The following is a 16,986-nucleotide window of genomic DNA, read 5'->3' on the forward strand; positions in this document are numbered from 1 at the left end:
CTCCCCCTCCCCCTCCCCCCCCCCCCCCTCCTCCCCCCCTCCCCCCCCCCCCCCCCCCCCCCCCCCCCCCCTCTGCCCCCCCCCCCCCCCCCCCCCCCCCCCCCCCCCGGTGGTGCGGGGTCCGGGTCAGCTGTGGTTGTAGGTGACCGAGAAGTTCTCGCCGCCGCTCAGCGCGGAGGTGGTCGCCTTGGTGGTGCTGCCCGAGGCCATGTCGATCTTGTCCGGCGAGTAGTTGCCGATCGCCTGGCCGTTGGCGGTGGCGCCGGTGAAGCTCGCGGTGCCGAAGTTCGACAGCGGCAGCACCCCGGTGGAGCTGGACGGCGCCTCGGCTATGACCTCGGCGGAGGCGTTGGACAGACCGCTCTGCGTCTTGGTGGTGGTCTTCGTCCAGCCCTTGGTGGTGTCCTTCAGGGTGAGCGTGTACGTCGAGCCGCTGCGGGTGATCGTGGAGGTGAAGTGGTCACCCGCGCTCACCGCGTTGCTGTAGTTGACGGGGTACGCCGGGTACATCTCGTACCAGGACGAGTACACCGCCCGGCCGCTGGAGCAGTCCGCCTCGGTGCCCGTCTGCTCCACGGAGTTGCTGCCGTCGCCGTCGATGCCGATCCAGAACGACGAGTACGTGGTCTTGCTGGTGCAGCTGACCGCCGGCTGCACCCAGCTCGCGGAGACGCTGGTGAACGTCGTACCGGTCGCCGCGTAGCCGGCCCAGTTGGAGCTGGTGCTGTTCCTGATGCCACCGACCAGGTGGTGGCTGGTGATGTGACCGCTGACCGGGGTCATGCGCAGCGCCGGCGCGGCGACGGCGGCCGCGGGGGAGGTCGCCAGTGCCGACAGGACGGCGGCGGCGACGGCTGTGGCTGCGGTGAGGCGGATCGTGGCAGACATGCTGCTCCTTATCGCGGGTCTCGCGGTGCAGACGTGACTGGCGGCCACCAGTGGGGGGAACGTGCGCCCGTGGTTGTCAGTGTGCAGTCAACACGCGTCCCGTTGTCACCCGGCATCCGGGTTTTCACAGCAAAGGTCCTGCCAAGAACCTTCTACAAAAGGAGTGTTGAAGGAGAAACCGACCAGGGGCACAGGGCGACGGCGCCGCTCACGACCCGTCGTACAGCGCCTCCACCTCCCGGCCGAAGTCCGCGAGGATCCGCGCGCGCCGGAGCTTCATGGAGGGCGTGAGATGGCCGGCCTCCTCCGTGAAGTCGACGGGCAGGACGGTGAAGCGGCGGATCGACTCGGGGCGGGAGACGAGCCGGTTGGCGTCGTCCACGGCGCGCTGGAGCACGGCCCGCAACTCGGGGTCGTCCGCGACCAGTTCGGGCGGCACCGGGTGCTTCCCGTTCATCCGCCGCCAGTGCACGATGCCCTCGGCGTCGAGGGTGAGCAGGGCCGCGACGTACGGGCGGTCGTCGCCGACCAGGATCACCTGGGAGATCAGCGGGTGCTGGCGCAGCCAGTTCTCCAGCGGGGCGGGGGCGACCGACTTGCCGCCGGAGGTGATGAGGAGTTCCTTCTTGCGGCCGGTGATGGTGAGGTAGCCGTCGTCGTCCAGCTCGCCCAAGTCCCCGGTGTGCAGCCAGCCTTCGCGGGTGGCGGGGACGACACCGCCGGCCGCCGGGTCCCAGTAGCCGCGCAGCACGTGGTCACCGGAGACGAGGATCTCCCCGTCCGCGGCGATCCGCACCCGCGTGCCGGGCAGCGGCCAGCCCACGGTGCCCAGCCGGGGTTTGAGCGGGGGCGTGACGGTCGTCGCGCCGGTGGTCTCCGTGAGGCCGTACCCCTCGTAGACCTCGATGCCCGCACCGGCGTAGAACGCGGCCAGGCGGCGCCCGAGCGGGGAGCCGCCGCAGATGACGTGCCTGACCCGGCCGCCCAGCGCCGCGCGGATACGGCGGTAGACGAGGGGGTCGTAGAAGCCGCGCTGGGTCTTCAGCGCGCGGCCGGGGCCGCCGCCGGTGCCGCTCTGGCGGGCCTGGACCGCCTCTCCGTAGCGCCGGGCGACAGCGGCGGCGCGGTCGAAGACCGTCCCCCGGCCGCTCGACTGGGCCTGTGCGCGGGCCGAGTTGAAGACCTTCTCCAGCATGTAGGGGATGGTCAGCAGGGCGGTGGGCCGGAAGGCGGCGAGGTCGGGCAGCAGGTCCGCGGCCTTGAGGCTGGGCGCGTGGCCGAGGCGGACGCGGGCGCGGAGGCAGGCGATGGCGACCATGCGCCCGAAGACGTGCGAGAGGGGGAGGAAGAGGAGGACGGACGGGTCGTCGTCGTGCTGCCGGAAGACGGGGTGGAGGAGTTCGATCGCGTTGTCCACCTCGGCGAAGAAGTTGCCGTGCGTCAGGGCGCAGCCCTTGGGGCGGCCGGTGGTGCCGGAGGTGTAGACGAGGGTGGCCAGCGTGTCGGGCCCGAGCATGCCGCGCCGCACCCCGGTCTCGCCCTCCGGCACCGGCGCCCCCGCGTCGGCCAGCCGCTCCACGTGCCCCTTCTCCATGACCCACAAGTGCCGCAGATCCGGCAGGTGTTGCAGCTCGGGACCGAGCGCGGCGGCCTGGGCGGCGGTCTCGGTCACCAGGGCGACGGCGCCGGAGTCGTGCAGGATCCACCGGGTCTGGAAGACGGAGGAGGTGGGGTAGACGGGGACGGTGACGAGGCCCGCGGCCCAGGCGGCGAAGTCGAGCAGCGTCCACTCGTACCTCGTACGCGCCATGATCGCGATCCGGTCGCCGGGCGCCAGCCCCTCCGCGATCAGCCCCTTGGCGACGGCCAGCACCTCCCCGGCGAACCGCGCGGCGGTGACGTCCGCCCAGCGGCCGTCTCCGAGCCTGCGGCCGAGCACCACCGCGTCCGGGTCCCCGGCGGCGTTGTCGAACGGCAGGTCGGCCAGCGACCCATGGGTCACCGGCGCCGCGACGGGCGGTACGACGGCCTCCCGTACGGCCCCGTCGAGGCGCCGGGTGTGGGGCGCGACGAGCAGCGGGCGGCCGTCGTAATCGACGGCGGGTACCGGGGGGTTGATGGGGTGGAGGGGGGACACGTGCGGCTCCTCGGGCGGGCGGCGAGGCATGCACCGGCGCCCGGAGCGCGCGGCGAACGAGCTGAGGTGCTACCGCCGGTCAGGCGAGTGATCGTACGGGCCCGTCGTGGGGGTTTCGTGCGGTTTCGGGGTTGGTCCGGGGACGGGGCTGTGCGGGGCTGTGGCAGCTTCTGTCGCAGCTTCCGGCACTGGCCCACCTCGGCTTACCTGCGGTAACTTTACCGCCGGGCAAGCGATCTGTTCCCGTCTCCGGGGGGTTTGATGCCGACCGTCCTCGACCGGCCACCGGCGCTGGGGCCGCTGCTGCTGGCCGGCGCGGTGCGCTCGCTGGGCAAGCGGCCGTCGGCGGGGGTGCCGTACCCGGACACGCGGCTGGTGCTGCGCGGGGTGCGCGCGGAGCCGGACCGGCTGGCGCGGTACGCCCGCCTGTGCGGCTTCCCCGCCGCCGGCACCCTCCCCCTCCCCTACCCCCACGTCCTCGCGTTCCCCCTGGCCATGCGGCTGCTCGGCGCGCGGGACTTCCCGCTCCCGCTGCCGGGGCTGGTGCACACCTCGATCACGCTCGCCCGGCACGCGCCGCTGCCCGCGCGGGAGTCGTACGAACTCACCGTGTACGTCTCGGGACTGGCCCCGCACCGGCGCGGGACGGAGGCGACGGTGGTGACGCGGGCGCGGCGGGAGGGGGAGTTGGTGTGGGAGTCGACGAGTACGTATCTGTGCCGGCACGGGACGGGGATGGACGGTACGCTCGCGGCCCTTCCAGGCCCTCCCCCTGCGGAGGCGGCTCCGCTCCCGGCCCTCGCCGAGTGGTCCCTGCCCGCGAACCTGGGCCGTGCCTACGCCGCCGTCTCGGGCGACCGCAACCCCATCCACCTCACCCGCCTCACCGCCCGCCCCTTCGGCTTCCGCCGCGCCATCGCGCACGGCATGTGGACGGCGGCGCGGTGCGTGGCGGAGCACGGGGACGCCGGGTCGGCACGGGTGGAGTTCCGGGCGCCGGTGCCGCTGCCGGGGGTGGTGCGGTACGGGGCGTCGGCGGAGGGCGACCGGTTCGAACTGCGGGGCGGGGACGGCCGGGTGCAGGTGTCGGGGACGGTCGGCGGGGTGCCGTAGAAGGGTGGAGGGCTGGTCGGGGCGGCCGGTAAGAGACGCCCCACGTACCCTCGTCCCCATGCTGCTAGCCGCCATCCCCTCCCCCTCGGTGAACGGTTTCCACCTCGGGCCCCTGTACATCCACTTCTACGGCCTGATGTACGTCGTGGGTATCGGTCTCGCCGTCCACCTGGGCCGGCGCCGCTGGCAGGCCGCGGGCGGCGACCCGGCGCTGGTGGAGGACGTCGCGATCTGGGGCGTGCCGTTCGGCATCCTCGGCGGCCGGATCTACTTCGACCTGACGACACCGGCGGCCATCCCCCCGCACTGGTGGGGCCCGGTAGCGGTGTGGGACGGCGGCCTGGGCATCTGGGGCGGCGTCGCCCTGGCCACGGCCGTCTGCGTGTGGCGGCTGCGGCGGGCCGGTGCCTCGGTCCCCGGCATGATGGACGCGCTGGCCCCCTGCCTGCTGATCGCGCAGGCCATCGGCCGGATCGGCAACTACTTCAACCAGGAGCTGTTCGGCGGCCCGACCAGCCTCCCCTGGGGCCTGGAGATCGACCCCGCGCACCGCCCCGCCGGCTACCTCCAGAACGCCACCTTCCACCCCACCTTCCTCTACGAACTGATCTGGGACCTGCTCCTCGCGGCCGTCCTGATCCGCCTGGGCCGCAGCGGCCGGGTCCGCCCCGGCGGCCTGTTCCCCCTGTACGTCACCGGTTACTCCGCCTTCCGCATCTTCGAGGAGTCGCTGCGCGTCGACTACTCGCAGTACTTCCTGGGCCTGCGCCTCAACTTCTACATCGCGTCTCTGACGGCCCTGGCCGGCCTGGTGTGGTTCGTCCTGCTGCAACGCCGCAGGGCGCCGCGGGAGGCGGACGCGGAGATCGCGGAGCCCGCGGAGACCGGGGAGACGGGGGAGACGGGGGTCAGGGCCGGCTGAGCGGTGCCACGCCCGGCGGGGCCCAGCGGTTGCCGGACATCAGGTTGCCCAGCCCGGACCAGGCGAAGTTCATCAACGTCTCGGAGGCCTGGGCGGCGGTGGCGGACGGGGTGGCGTTGGTCCAGTCGGCCAGGGATTCCGCCGAGCCGACCAGGGCGACGGCGAGGCCGGCGAGTTCGCGGGCCGGGAGGTCGCGGGAGTGCGGGGACTCCTGGGCGGCGGCCGCGATCAGGCGGGTGACGAACGCGGTCATCTCCGCGCGCAGGGCGTCGGCCTCGGCGGCGAACCCCGGACCGTGGGTGCGGGCCTGGAGGTGCAGGACGGTCCAGCCGTCGGGGTGCTCGGCGGTGTAGGCGAAGAACGCCCGGACGCCGTCCCAGAGTTGGCGGTCGGCGGGCGAGGAGGGGCGGACCGCCGCGCGCACGGCCCGCGTCAGGGCGGCGGCCTCGCGGCGGATGCACGCGGTGAAGAGGTCGTCCTTGGAGTGGAGGTAGAGGTACACCAGCGGCTTGGAGACGCCCGCGAGTTCGGCTATCTCGTCCATCGACGCGGCGGTGTACCCGTGCCGGGCGATGATCCGCACGGCGGCGTCGAGCATCTGCCGCTCGCGCTCCGCCCTCGGCATCCGTCTGGTCCTGCCGCCGCTCATGGGGGCAAGACTAGAGGGACGCCGGAACCGCGACCCGGCCTTTGACGATCTTGATATTCCTGGCAGCCGTCAACAGGTGGCTACGACGGCTGGCTCTGGGCCCGCGCGGCGTCGTCGGCGATGTCCTCCTGGCTGCGGTTCGCCTCCAGGTTCGCCTTCATGCGGTCGACCCGGCCGACGACCTTCATCGAGGCGCGGTCCCGCTCCTTGCGCAGCGCCACCCAGCTGATCGGCGCCGAGACGACCAGGGCGAGCAGGGCGATCCACAGGCCGTTGGAGTTGCCGAAGCCGCGCGGGAAGATGCCGGAGTAGACGGCTCCCCAGACGACCAAGAGGCAGCCCGCGAAGATACCGAGGCGCATCAGCGTGTAGCGGAGCATCTCAATCCACTCGTCCGATTCCAAAAGGGGTCATCGTCCAGTGAAGCACGCCGCGCGGGCGATCATGCAGCGGGGTCGGCGGGCCGGGCGGTCACCCGAGCGGCAGCAGCATGAAGATCTCGTCGCGGTCGTCGCCGGGGGCGACGCGGACGGCGCCGGGGACGCGGCCGACCTCCTTGTAGCCGCAGGAGCCGTAGAACCGCTCCAGCCCGTGGCCGCCCCGGCAGGACAGGCGGATCGCCTCGATGCCGGCGGTCGCGCGGGCCGCGTCCTCGGCGGCGGCCAGCAGGTCGCGGCCGTACCCCTTGCCCTGGTGGCGGGGGTGGACCATGACGGAGTACAGCGAGAGCCAGTGGGCGGCCAGGTGCTGCGGGTTCCCGGTGAGGAACGCGGCGGCGAGGGTCGTACCGTGCTCGTCCTGGCCGACGAGGAGCCGGGTGCGGCCCTCGGCCATGTGGACGAGGTGACGCACCAGCTCGGGCCGTATCTCCTCCCGGTCGACGGGGGCGACGAAGCCGACGGCACCGCCGGCGTTCGTCACGTCCGTCCAGAGGTCGAGGAGGCCGTCGCGGAGGGCGGGGGTGAAGGGCGGTTCCAGGGTGAAGGTAAGGGACACCGGGGCAGTGTAATCATTACCCCAGGGTGCGGGCGGCGATTTTCAGATCGGCGAGAAAGCCCTGATAGGCGGCGTCGCGGTCGTCGGCGCGCAGCACGGACGACGGGTGGACGGTGGGGAGCAGGCGCTCGGGACGGCCGTGGATGTCCCGCTCGATGACGGTGCCGCGGACCTGGCCGACCCGGAAGGCGGAGCCGAGCAGCGCCTTGCCCGCGGTGGCGCCGAGGATGATGATCAACTCGGGCTCCACGAGCGCGAGTTCCCGCGCCAGCCAGGGGGCGCAGGCGGTCATCTCGCGCAGGCTGGGGGCGCGGTGGATCCGCCGCTTGCCGGGCTCGGTCTGGGCGAACTTGAAGTGCTTGACCGCGTTGGTGACGTACGCCTGCGCCGGGTCCAGGCCCGCCTCTTCGAGCGCCTTGTGCAGCAGGTGCCCGGCCGGCCCCACGAAGGGCCTCCCCTGCCGGTCCTCCTGATCACCAGGCTGCTCCCCCACGAGCATCACCCGCGCGCCCTCGTCCCCCTCCCCGAACACGGTCTGCGTCGCGGGCCCGTGCAACGGACACCCCCGGCACCCGGCCGCCGCCTTCCGCAACGCCCCGAGCCCACCGCTGGCCGGCACGAAGGGGGCGGCGGTGTAGGCGTCCTCGGGGGCGGGATCGGGGGCCATGACCGCCGGGTACCCAGGGGGCGGGGGCGGCGAACGGAGGGGGTCCGGTCGGGGTGGTCAGAGGCGCATCGGCTGGGGGGCGTCGCGGCGGGCCGGGTCGGCGGGGGCGTACTCGCGGATGATCTCGTAGCGCGTGTTGCGTTCCACCGGGCGGAAGCCGGCGTCGCGGATGAGGTCCAGAAGGTCCTCGCGGGTCAGCTTGTTCGGGGTGCCGTAGTTGTCCGCGTCGTGGGTGATCTTGTACTCCACCACCGAGCCGTCCATGTCGTCCGCGCCGTGCTGGAGGGCCAGCTGCGCGGTCTGGACGCCGTGCATGACCCAGAAGACCTTCACGTGCGGGACGTTGTCGAACAGCAGCCGGGAGACCGCGAAGGTCTTCAGCGCCTCCGCGCCCGTCGCCATCGTCGTCCGCGCCTGGAGCCGGTTGCGGACCTTGCCGTCCTTCATGTCCACGAAGTCGTGCTGGTAGCGCAGCGGGATGAAGACCTGGAAGCCGCCGGTCTCGTCCTGGAGCTCGCGCAGGCGCAGGACGTGGTCCACCCGGTGGCGGGGCTCCTCGATGTGGCCGTACAGCATCGTGGCCGGGGTCTTCAGACCCTTCTCGTGCGCCAGCCGGTGGATCCGGGACCAGTCCTCCCAGTGGGTCCGGTGGTCCACGATGTGCCGGCGGACCTCCCAGTCGAAGATCTCCGCGCCACCGCCGGTCAGCGACTCCAGCCCCGCGTCGATCAGCTCGTCCAGGATCTCGGAGGCCGAGAGACCGGAGATCGTCTCGAAGTGGTGGATCTCCGTCGCCGTGAACGCCTTGAGCGAGACGTTCGGCAGGGCCGCCTTCAGCTCGCGCAGCGACCGGGGGTAGTAGCGCCACGGCAGGTTCGGGTGCAGCCCGTTGACGATGTGCAGCTCGGTGAGGTTCTCCGACTCCATCGCCTTCGCGAGCTTCACGGCCTCCTCGATCCGCATCGTGTACGCGTCCTTCTCCCCCGGCTTGCGCTGGAAGGAGCAGTACGCGCAGGAGGCCGTGCACACGTTCGTCATGTTCAGGTGCCGGTTGACGTTGAAGTGCACGACGTCGCCGTTCTTGCGCGTCCGCACCTCGTGCGCCAGACCGCCGAGCCAGGCCAGGTCGTCCGACTCGTACAGCGCGATGCCGTCCTCGCGGGTCAGCCGCTCACCGGAGCGGACCTTCTCCTCCAGCGCGCGCTTGAGCCCGACGTCCATGCCAACACCTTTCTACGACAGCTCGGCCTACGGTATCCCTAGACCTCTTCGGGCAGCTCCCCGACCCGGTTCTCCCACTTCGTGGACAGCACGATGGTGGTACGGGTGCGCGAGACGCCCTTGGTCCCGCTGAGCCGGCGGATGATCCGCTCCAGGCCGTCCACGTCGGTCGCGCGCGCCTTGAGCATGAAGGAGTCGTCGCCGGCGATGAACCAGCAGTCCTCGATCTCCTTGAGGTCCCGCAGCCGCTGCGCCACGTCCTCGTGGTCGGCCGCGTCGGAGAGCGAGATGCCGATCAGGGCGGTGACGCCGAGGCCGAGGGAGGCCGCGTCGACCGTGGCGCGGTAGCCGGTGATGACACCGGCCGCCTCCAGCCGGTTGATGCGGTCGGTGACGCTGGGTCCCGACAGTCCGACGAGGCGCCCCAGCTCCGCGTAGGAGGCCCGGCCGTTCTCCCTCAGGGCCTGGATGAGCTGCCTGTCCACCGCGTCCATGCGATCGAAGCCTTCCGCTGAAGAGTTCTCGAGTGATGAGGGGTAGAGCGCTACTGCTGGGTGGTGCCGATGCCGGGTGCCGCCGCTGCCGAGTGGTGCCGGGTGCCGCTCACTGCCCGCTGCCGCCGCCCAGTTCACCGCGCCAGCGCCGGTACAGCCCGTGCTCGACGCCCGCCGCGTCCAGCACCCGCCCGGCGACGAAGTCCACCAGGTCCTGGATGTGCGTGGCACCCGCGTAGAAGGCGGGCGAGGCGGGGACGACCGAGGCGCCGGCGTCGTCCAGGGCGACGAGGTGCCGCAGGGTCTGGCCGTTCAGCGGGGTCTCCCGTACGGCGACGACGAGCGTCCGGCGTTCCTTCAGGGTGACGCTCGCCGTGCGCTGGAGCAGATCCTTGGACAGCCCCAGCGCGACCCCCGCCACACAGGCCGTGGAGGCGGGCACGATGAGCATGCCCTTCGCCGGGTACGACCCCGAGGACGGGCCCGCCGCGAGGTCGCCCGCGCTCCAGTACCGCACCCCGCTGACGTCCGCGTCGAAGGTCCCCGGCTTGCCGTCGGCGCCACGGGCCAGCCATTCCCGCAGGTCGTCCTGCCAGTGGGCGTCCCGGAACGAGATCCCCGTCTCGTCCAGCAGCGTCAGCCGGGAGGCCCGGCTGACCACCAGGTCCACGGCCTCCCCCGCCGCCAGCAAAGCCCGCAGCACGGCAGCCGCATACGGCGTCCCGGAAGCACCGGACACCCCCACGATCCAAGGCACGCGCCGCGTTTCTCCTGCGTTCACACCTTGAGCGTACCGGCGCGCCCGGCCGGGACCGGGCCGGGTGGGGGGCAAGCCGGGGGCGCGGGCGCCCGGTTCAGACGGTCAGGCCCCGCACCAGCAGGTCCAGCAGGGCACACACGAAAAGGGCGATCCCGATGAAACCGTTGACGCTGAAGAAGGCCCGGTTGAGCCGGGACAGGTCGTGCGGGCGCACGATCCAGTGCTCGTACAGGAACGCGCCGGCCACGATCACCAGGCCAAGCCAGAAGAAGGCGCCCGCGTGGGTGGCGAGGGCGTACCAGACGAACAGCGCGGTGGTGACCGTATGGCAGGCGCGGGCGCCCCGGATGGCGGCCGGGATGCCGAAGCGGGCCGGGACCGACTTCACACCGATGGCGCGGTCGGTCTCCACGTCCTGGCAGGCGTAGATCAGGTCGAAGCCGCCGATCCAGACGCCGACGGCGAGGCCCAGGATCACCGCGTCCCAGGACCAGCTGCCGGAGATCGCCAGCCAGCCGCCGATGGGGCCCATGGCCTGGGCGATCCCCAGGATGGCCTGCGGGAAGTTCGTGAACCGCTTCCCGTAGGGGTAGACCACCATCGGGATCACCGCGATGGGCGCGAGGGCCAGGCAGAGCGGGTTCAGGAGCGCCGCGGCGCCCAGGAAGACCACCAGCGCGACCAGCGCGCCGGTCCAGGCGTGCCGTACCGACATCGCGCCGGTCACCAGCTCGCGGTGGGCGGTGCGCGGATTGCGGGCGTCGATCTCCCGGTCGATGATCCGGTTCACGGCCATCGCGAAGGTGCGCAGGCCGACCATGCAGACGGTGACCAGGAGCAGCCGGACCCAGTGGATGTTCCCATCCAGCTCGTACATCGCCGTCAGGGCGGCGATGTAGGCGAAGGGGAGCGCGAAGACCGAGTGCTCGATCATCACCAGGCGCAGGAAGGCGCGGGTGCGGCCCGGCCGCGGGATCGTCGGGGCAGCGGTGCTCACAGTCCGTATTCCTTCCAGCGGCGGTCGACCAGGGCCGCCGTATCCGGGTCCGACAGGACCATCTCCGGCCACCCGCCGTCGCGCGTGTAGCCCTCCTCCGGCCATTTCCGGGTGGCGTCGATCCCGGCCTTGCCGCCCCAGAACTGCTGGTAGGAGGCGTGGTCGAGGTGGTCGACGGGGCCTTCCACGACCGTGAGGTCACGGGCGTAGTCGGTGTTGCCGAGGGCGCGCCAGGCGACCTCGTGCAGATCGTGGACGTCGCAGTCGGCGTCCACGACCACGATCAGCTTGGTGAGGGACATCATGTGCGCCCCCCAGACGGCGTGCATGACCTTCTGCGCGTGCTTCGGGTACTTCTTGTCGATCGAGACGATCGCGCAGTTGTGGAAGCCGCCGGCCTCGGGCAGGTGGTAGTCCACGATGTCCGGGATGATGATCTTCAGCAGGGGGAGGAAGAAGCGTTCCGTGGCGCGGCCGAGCGGGCCGTCCTCCGTGGGGGGCCGGCCCACCACGATCGACTGGAGCAGCGGGCGCTTGCGCATCGTCACGCAGTCGATCTTCAGCGCGGGGAACGGCTCCTGGGGCGTGTAGAAGCCGGTGTGGTCGCCGAAGGGGCCCTCGGGCAGCATCTCGCCCGGCTCCAGCCAGCCCTCCAGGACGACCTCGGCGTTGGCCGGGACCTGGAGCGGGACGGTCTTGCAGTCGACCATCTCGATCCGCTTGCCCGCGATGAACCCGGCGAACAGGTACTCGTCGATGTCGCCGGGCAGCGGCGCGGTGGAGGCGTAGGTGACGGCCGGAGGGCAGCCGAAGGCGATGGCCACGGGCAGCCGCTCGCCCCGGCGCGCGGCCACCTGGTAGTGGTTGCGGCTGTCCTTGTGGATCTGCCAGTGCATGCCGATAGTGCGCTTGTCGTGGCGCTGGAGGCGGTACAGGCCGAGGTTGCGGACACCGCTTGCGGGGTCCTTGGTGTGGGTCAGGCCCAGGTTGAAGAAGGAGCCGCCGTCCTCGGGCCAGGTGAACAGCGCGGGGAGCCGGTCGAGGTCGACGTCGTCGCCGTGCAGCACGACCTCCTGCACGGGCGCTTCCTTGATCTTGCGCGGCGGCACGTGCGCCATCGCGCCCAGCTTGCCGAACGCCTCGCGCACGCCGACGAAGCCGTGCGGCAGCTCGGGGCGCAGCAGCCCGCCGATCTTCCCGGAGATCTCGTCGTACGACGTCAGGCCCAGCGCCTTCAGGAGGCGGCGGTCGCTGCCGAAGACGTTCATGGCCAGCGGCATCGCCGAGCCCTTGACGTTCTCGAACAGCAGCGCCGGGCCGCCGGACTTCTGCACCCGGTCGACGATCTCCCCGATTTCCAGGTAGGGGTCGACCTCGGCCTTGATGCGCTTGAGGTCTCCCTCGCGCTCCAGGGCCCGGAGCAGGGAGCGAAGATCGTCATAAGCCATGCCCCCCAGTATCGGCCACCCACCCCGCGCTCCCTGTCACCGGGCCCGGCCCGCGACCGGGTGCCGCTTCCCGTGCCGATCCCGGACAGGTCGTGCGAACGGATGTCCGGGTGCTGTGCTCTGGCCATGTACCTGCGCACTGCGGCAACCCTGATCACCGCGACCGTCATCGGGCTCACGGGCGTTCACACCGCCTCGGCAGCGGCGATCCGGGCCTCGGTGTCGCCGTCCGCGACAGCGGCAGCACCGCGGACGGCCCCCTTCAGCGGGGCGCGCCCGTCGTCGTCACGTCCGATGTCGACCTGACCTCGCTGGCCGCGGACGGCGACGGCGGCTTCACCGTGACGTCCCCGGCGTTCACCAAGGACGTGACCATGGAGATGCCGAAGAACAGCTTCGGGCAGGGCCAGGGCAGCATCAGCTGCGACACCGCGCCGGGCAGCTACCCGGTGGACATCGGCGGGCCGCACGCGAAGTCCGCGGCGATCGGCGACCGGGGCCACCTGACCATCAGGGTCGGGGACGACCACGGCCGGTACTGCGGTCAGGCGGCCGCGCCCTCCAGCCACATCGGCACCATCGCCGCGGGCGTCGGCGGCGCGACAGCCCTCGCCGCGGTGGGCTGCCTCGCCGTGCGCCGCCGCAGGACCGCGAACACCTGACCCCGCAAGGGCGCGACCCCGGCCGACGGCTGCTGTCCCGGTGCGCCGTGTCCAGGTCACGCACCACCGCGAGGTCCGCCGCCGCCCGCAGCAGCAGCCGTGGTGGCGGACCACGGCGGCCGGGCGTCCCTGTCGTCGGGGAGCGGCCAGCACCTGCTTCCCGGCGGCGTAACGGCCCTCGTGCACACCGAGATGGGGCCCAGGCCGTCGTCCATGTGCCGGTAGTCCGTGAACGGGCGCGCGGTTCCCCGCGACCCCCGGCTGAGTCGCCCCGGACGGCGTCGCATGGTCACCGTCCGTTAATCACTTCCCCGTTCGGCCTGCCACCCGTTCCGTTGAAATGGCAGCGACGGGCATGTCTCCGCCGCCTCCCACGGCATTGCCTTGGAGGGGGGCCCTATTCAGCAGGGCCCCTTCTTCGATGGGAGACGCGTGCGAATCACTGACATCCAGCGCTGCGGGGTACGGCCGGGACGGCTCGTCGAGTGGACGCTGAGCCCGGCCACCGTGGCGGCGGCGACCCGGCTGCCGGAGGACTCCCGGCCGCCGGCCTACATCCAGGAGTCGCACATCCGGACCGCCAAGTGCGTACGGGACGACGGGCTGTTCGTGCCGACCTGGCTCGGCACCGCCTTCGACCTGCCGGGCCCGGCCGACCTCGACGCGCTCCAGGAGGCCCTGCGCTCCTGGACGCTGCGGCACGAGACGCTGCGCAGCGGCTTCCGCTGGGCCGGTGACGAACTGCGCCGGTTCACCCTCGACCCCGCCGACGTCTCCCTGCACCGGGAGGACGCCGGGGAGTTCACCGACGCGGACCGGCTCGTCGCCCGTCTCCAGGACCGGTTCGACGCCGTCGCCGACGCCCTGCGCTGGCCGAACCTCATCTACACCGCCGTCGTCCGCGAGGACTCCACCAGCGTCTACATGGCCTTCGACCACAGCAATGTGGACGCCTACTCGCTGACCCGGATCGCCGCCGAGGTGCACGAGCTGTACACCGCGATCACGGAGGGACGGCCGGCCGACTGCCCCCCGCCCGCGGCCAGTTACGTGGACTTCTGCGAGATCGAGCGGGCCGACGCGGACCGGCTGGACGGCGGGCACGACATCGTGGCGCGCTGGCGGGAGTTCATCCGGCGCGGCGGCGGCACCCTGCCCGCCTTCCCGGTGGACCTCGGCCTCGCCCCCGGCGATCCGCTCCCCCGGCAGGCGATGCTGTGCGATCCGCTCGCGGACGCGGAGACGGCGGCCGCGTTCGAGGCGTACTGCCGGCCCTACGGCGGAAGCCTGGTCGGCGTGCTCGCGGCGACCGCGCTCAGCGTGCAGGAGCTGGGCGGGCAGTCGGTGTACCGGACGGTCGTACCGTTCCACACCCGTGTGCGCTCGCGCTGGACCGACTCGGTGGGCTGGTACGTGGGCGGCGCCCCCATCGAGGTGCCGCTCACCGGCACCCGCGGCTTCCCCGACGTCCTGCGAGCCGTACGCGCGGAGCTGGGCGCGGCCCGCAAGCTGGCCCGGATGCCGCTGGCGCGGGTCCTCGCGCTGCTCGGCACGGACTTCCGGCCCACCTCGCCCGACCTGTACTCGATCGTCTCCTACGTCGACACCCGCACGGTGCCCGGCGCCGACCGCTGGACGGACATGCGGGCGCACGCGCTGCTGCGGGTGTCGTACGGCGATCAGGTGTGCGTCTGGGTGAACCGGCAGCACGAGGGGCTGTGGCTGGCCAGCCGCTACCCGGACACCGACGTCGCCGCGAAGAACATGCGGCTGTACGTGGAGCGGCTGCGGGACCACATCGCCTCGGCGGGCCACGGCCGGCTGTCCGCGGTGTCGTGAGCGCAGCGCGGTGCCGTGCGCACACATCGTTACCCAAACGGGCACCACTGGCCCTGGCACCGAGCAACTACCCCTTTCTACACTGCTGTTGAGGGGGGAGATGCGGTGCACACACGGTTGCACGGGCGGGGGGCACTCTTCGACGCGGATCCGGCCGGCCTGGCGCCGCGCCTGGTGGGGCTGGTTCCCGGACACCACCGCGCCCATCCGCCGGAACACCCGGACGGACCCCCCTTCGTGGTGCTCACCGGCGCTCGGGGGCTGGGCAAGAGCGCGGTGCTCGGCGCGCTGCGGGACGCCTACCAGGGGCATACGCCGGTCGCGCTGATCGACTGCGCGGCGCGCCAGTTCGCCGAGCCGCCCGGCGGCCGGCCGGCCGACTCCTGGTCGCCGACGGCGCAGGCGCTGCTGGTGCTCGCCGAGCAGCTGGCCGAGCCGGTGACCGGCGCCGGGCGGATCACCTTCCCGCGCCTGATGTCGGGCCTGGTCGCGGTGGCCGCGGGCGGCTGGGGCGACGCCGACTCGGAGCGCATCCGCCGGGAGGTCGAGCGGATCCTGCTGCTGAACGAACGGGGCGCGAAGTTCGGCGCGTTCGCGGGCAAGTGGGCGGGCAAGGTCGCGGCGAAGGTGGTCGCCGCCGCCACCGGCGCGGGCCCGCTGGTCTCGGGCGCCATCGAGGCCACCCTGGAGTCCGTCGCCGAGGGGTTCACCGGACACCGGCACCAGAAGGCGTCCGAGTGGTACCGCTCGTACCCGAACGCGGGCGGCAACGCGCAGCGCGGGCTGATCCTGCTGTCCCAGCACTTCCGGGACGGCGACGGCTCGCGCGAGCACGCGGAGCGGTACCTGGTGCGGGCGCTGCTGGCCGACCTCGGCGAGGCGTACACCGGGTTCATGGCGAAGATGCAGCGCCTGGGCCGCCCCCTGGTGCTGCTCGACAACGCCCAGACGGCGCCGGGCCCGGAGCTGACCGCGGCCGTGCTGCGCGACCGCGCCGAGGGCACCGGCGACCGGGTGGTGTTCGTGGCCGCCCGGCGCGGCGAGGGCCGCGCGGAGCTGCCGGGCGCCCGGCGCAGGCAGCTCGCGGAGGTCGCCCGGCGCACCGACTGGACGCCGGACGCGTCCCCTTCCTCGCGGGCGCTGCTGGTCGCGCTGCCGCCGCTGAGCGCGGACGACACCCTGCACATCGTCGGCGCGCTCTGCTCGGACACCGCCGTGCCCGCCCATCTCCCGGCCGCCGCCCACCGGTTGACCGGCGGCAATCCGCTGGGCGTGGTGCTGCTCGCCGAGGCGGCCGCGCAGCACCTGCCCGAGGTGACCTCGCTGGGCGGACTGCTCACCGCGGAGTTCCGGCCCGCCGAGGACCGGCCGGGCTCGCCCGTCCACCAGGCGCTGCTCGACCGGCTGGTGCCGGCCGCCTACCTGGAGGAGCTGACCGTGCTGGCCGCCGCCCACGACCACGGCTCGGCGTGCGCGCTGGCCGCGGCGCTGCTGCCGGACACCTTCGGGCCCGCCGACGTACGGGCGCTGCAGACGCTGCTCGCCGAGGAGGGACTGCCCGTCGTACCGGGCCAGTTCGTCGGGGACCCGTTCGTGCGGACGCTGCTGCTGCTGAGGCTGCATCTGCGCGACCCGGACCACGCGTCGTGGCGGCGGGCGCACGAGACGCTGATCGAGCACTACGCGGAGCCGGAGCAGGCGCCGTACCGGCTCTACCACGAACTCGCGCTCGGGGACGCCGAGTCGGCGGTGGCGCGGCTGCGGGACGACTTCGCGGGCGCCGACATCCGGGGGTGGCTGCGCACCCTGCGCTTCCTCGCGGCCGCGCCCTACTTCCACGCGCACGACGCCGAGGGCCACGACTCCGGCGGGCGCGGCGACCGGCGGGCCGCGGTCGCGCTCGGGGTGACGGACGCCGGGTATCCGCTGCCCGAGGGCGTGGACGCCGTACTGCACCTGCGGGTACGGCGGTTGCTGCACGCGCTGTGGGAGCTGACCGATCCGCTGGTGCTGCCGGATGCGAAGGTGTGCGACCGGCTCCGCTTCGAGCTGGAACAGCTGTCCAATCTGCGCCCCGCCGCGGGCGCGCTGCTGTGGCGGGCCTCTCGGGACTGGCCGGCCGCCGCGCTGGCCGGGCGTCCGATCCAGGGCCCGGACGATCCTGAGGACGACGGTCGCGGGGAGGCCTGATGG

The 16,986-nt window shown here is 72.7% G+C and carries 16 protein-coding genes; 5 read left to right on the forward strand and 11 right to left on the reverse strand.

The genetic code is table 11. The annotated features are described in order from the left end of the window. Positions 1 to 126 precede the first annotated feature (126 nt). Together AC069R_RS23470 and AC069R_RS23475 are read right to left on the reverse strand one after the other, a co-directional pair. A complete protein-coding gene (locus AC069R_RS23470; protein WP_478768769.1) occupies positions 127 to 888 on the reverse strand; it encodes a G1 family glutamic endopeptidase in 762 nt (253 codons plus the stop codon). Positions 889 to 1,096: 208 nt separating this feature from the next. After that, complete coding sequence (locus AC069R_RS23475; protein ID WP_478768770.1) at positions 1,097 to 3,055, reverse strand: AMP-dependent synthetase/ligase; 1,959 nt, start codon at positions 3,053 to 3,055, stop codon at positions 1,097 to 1,099. A gap of 231 nt (positions 3,056 to 3,286) precedes the next feature. Between AC069R_RS23475 and AC069R_RS23480 the strand changes: the two genes are divergently transcribed. Together AC069R_RS23480 and lgt are read left to right on the forward strand one after the other, a co-directional pair. Then, the gene (locus AC069R_RS23480; protein WP_478768771.1) at positions 3,287 to 4,138 is read left to right on the forward strand and encodes a MaoC family dehydratase; all 852 of its coding nucleotides are present in this window, start codon (positions 3,287 to 3,289) and stop codon (positions 4,136 to 4,138) included. A 58-nt stretch (positions 4,139 to 4,196) separates the two neighbouring features. Then, the gene (gene lgt / locus AC069R_RS23485) at positions 4,197 to 5,060 is read left to right on the forward strand and encodes a prolipoprotein diacylglyceryl transferase (RefSeq protein ID WP_478768772.1); all 864 of its coding nucleotides are present in this window, start codon (positions 4,197 to 4,199) and stop codon (positions 5,058 to 5,060) included. Here lgt and AC069R_RS23490 read toward each other — a convergent pair. The 9 genes from AC069R_RS23490 to AC069R_RS23530 form a co-directional block, all read right to left on the reverse strand. Then, on the reverse strand, positions 5,047 to 5,709 hold the full coding sequence (locus AC069R_RS23490; RefSeq protein WP_478768773.1) for a TetR/AcrR family transcriptional regulator: 663 nt from the start codon (positions 5,707 to 5,709) through the stop codon (positions 5,047 to 5,049). The genes lgt and AC069R_RS23490 overlap by 14 nt on opposite strands. An 80-nt stretch (positions 5,710 to 5,789) precedes the next feature. Next, the gene (locus AC069R_RS23495; RefSeq protein ID WP_478768774.1) at positions 5,790 to 6,089 is read right to left on the reverse strand and encodes a DUF4229 domain-containing protein; all 300 of its coding nucleotides are present in this window, start codon (positions 6,087 to 6,089) and stop codon (positions 5,790 to 5,792) included. 91 nt (positions 6,090 to 6,180) lie between these two features. Next, positions 6,181 to 6,705, reverse strand: a complete 525-nt coding sequence (locus tag AC069R_RS23500) for an N-acetyltransferase family protein (RefSeq protein ID WP_478768775.1) — start codon at positions 6,703 to 6,705, stop codon at positions 6,181 to 6,183. 16 nt (positions 6,706 to 6,721) lie between these two features. Beyond that, complete coding sequence (locus tag AC069R_RS23505; RefSeq protein WP_478768776.1) at positions 6,722 to 7,372, reverse strand: UdgX family uracil-DNA binding protein; 651 nt, start codon at positions 7,370 to 7,372, stop codon at positions 6,722 to 6,724. A 57-nt stretch (positions 7,373 to 7,429) separates the two neighbouring features. Next, positions 7,430 to 8,593, reverse strand: coding sequence for an aminofutalosine synthase MqnE (gene mqnE, locus AC069R_RS23510; protein ID WP_478768777.1), 1,164 nt, complete (start codon positions 8,591 to 8,593; stop codon positions 7,430 to 7,432). A 38-nt stretch (positions 8,594 to 8,631) separates the two neighbouring features. Then, positions 8,632 to 9,087 carry an Lrp/AsnC family transcriptional regulator gene (locus tag AC069R_RS23515; RefSeq protein WP_397984626.1) on the reverse strand — a complete coding sequence of 152 codons (456 nt, stop codon included), beginning with the start codon at positions 9,085 to 9,087 and terminating at the stop codon, positions 8,632 to 8,634. A gap of 109 nt (positions 9,088 to 9,196) precedes the next feature. Continuing rightward, positions 9,197 to 9,844: a UbiX family flavin prenyltransferase gene (locus tag AC069R_RS23520; RefSeq protein WP_397984627.1), complete on the reverse strand. Its 648-nt coding sequence runs from the start codon at positions 9,842 to 9,844 to the stop codon at positions 9,197 to 9,199. 97 nt (positions 9,845 to 9,941) lie between these two features. Beyond that, positions 9,942 to 10,844 carry a menaquinone biosynthesis prenyltransferase MqnP gene (mqnP, locus tag AC069R_RS23525; protein WP_478768778.1) on the reverse strand — a complete coding sequence of 301 codons (903 nt, stop codon included), beginning with the start codon at positions 10,842 to 10,844 and terminating at the stop codon, positions 9,942 to 9,944. Then, on the reverse strand, positions 10,841 to 12,292 hold the full coding sequence (locus tag AC069R_RS23530) for a menaquinone biosynthesis decarboxylase (RefSeq protein ID WP_478768779.1): 1,452 nt from the start codon (positions 12,290 to 12,292) through the stop codon (positions 10,841 to 10,843). The genes mqnP and AC069R_RS23530 overlap by 4 nt, the downstream gene beginning before the upstream one ends. A 92-nt stretch (positions 12,293 to 12,384) precedes the next feature. Between AC069R_RS23530 and AC069R_RS23535 the strand changes: the two genes are divergently transcribed. The 3 genes from AC069R_RS23535 to AC069R_RS23545 all read left to right on the forward strand — a co-directional run bounded on the left by AC069R_RS23535 (position 12,385) and on the right by AC069R_RS23545 (position 16,983). Then, positions 12,385 to 12,954, forward strand: coding sequence for a hypothetical protein (locus AC069R_RS23535; protein ID WP_478768780.1), 570 nt, complete (start codon positions 12,385 to 12,387; stop codon positions 12,952 to 12,954). Between the two features lie 432 nt (positions 12,955 to 13,386). Then, a complete protein-coding gene (locus AC069R_RS23540; RefSeq protein WP_478768781.1) occupies positions 13,387 to 14,793 on the forward strand; it encodes a condensation domain-containing protein in 1,407 nt (468 codons plus the stop codon). A gap of 105 nt (positions 14,794 to 14,898) precedes the next feature. Next, positions 14,899 to 16,983 (forward strand): hypothetical protein, encoded by a 2,085-nt coding sequence (locus AC069R_RS23545; RefSeq protein WP_478768782.1) that lies wholly within the window; start codon positions 14,899 to 14,901, stop codon positions 16,981 to 16,983. Positions 16,984 to 16,986: the final 3 nt, after the last annotated feature.

The sequence above is a fragment of the Streptomyces sp. NPDC043952 genome (assembly GCF_056435325.1).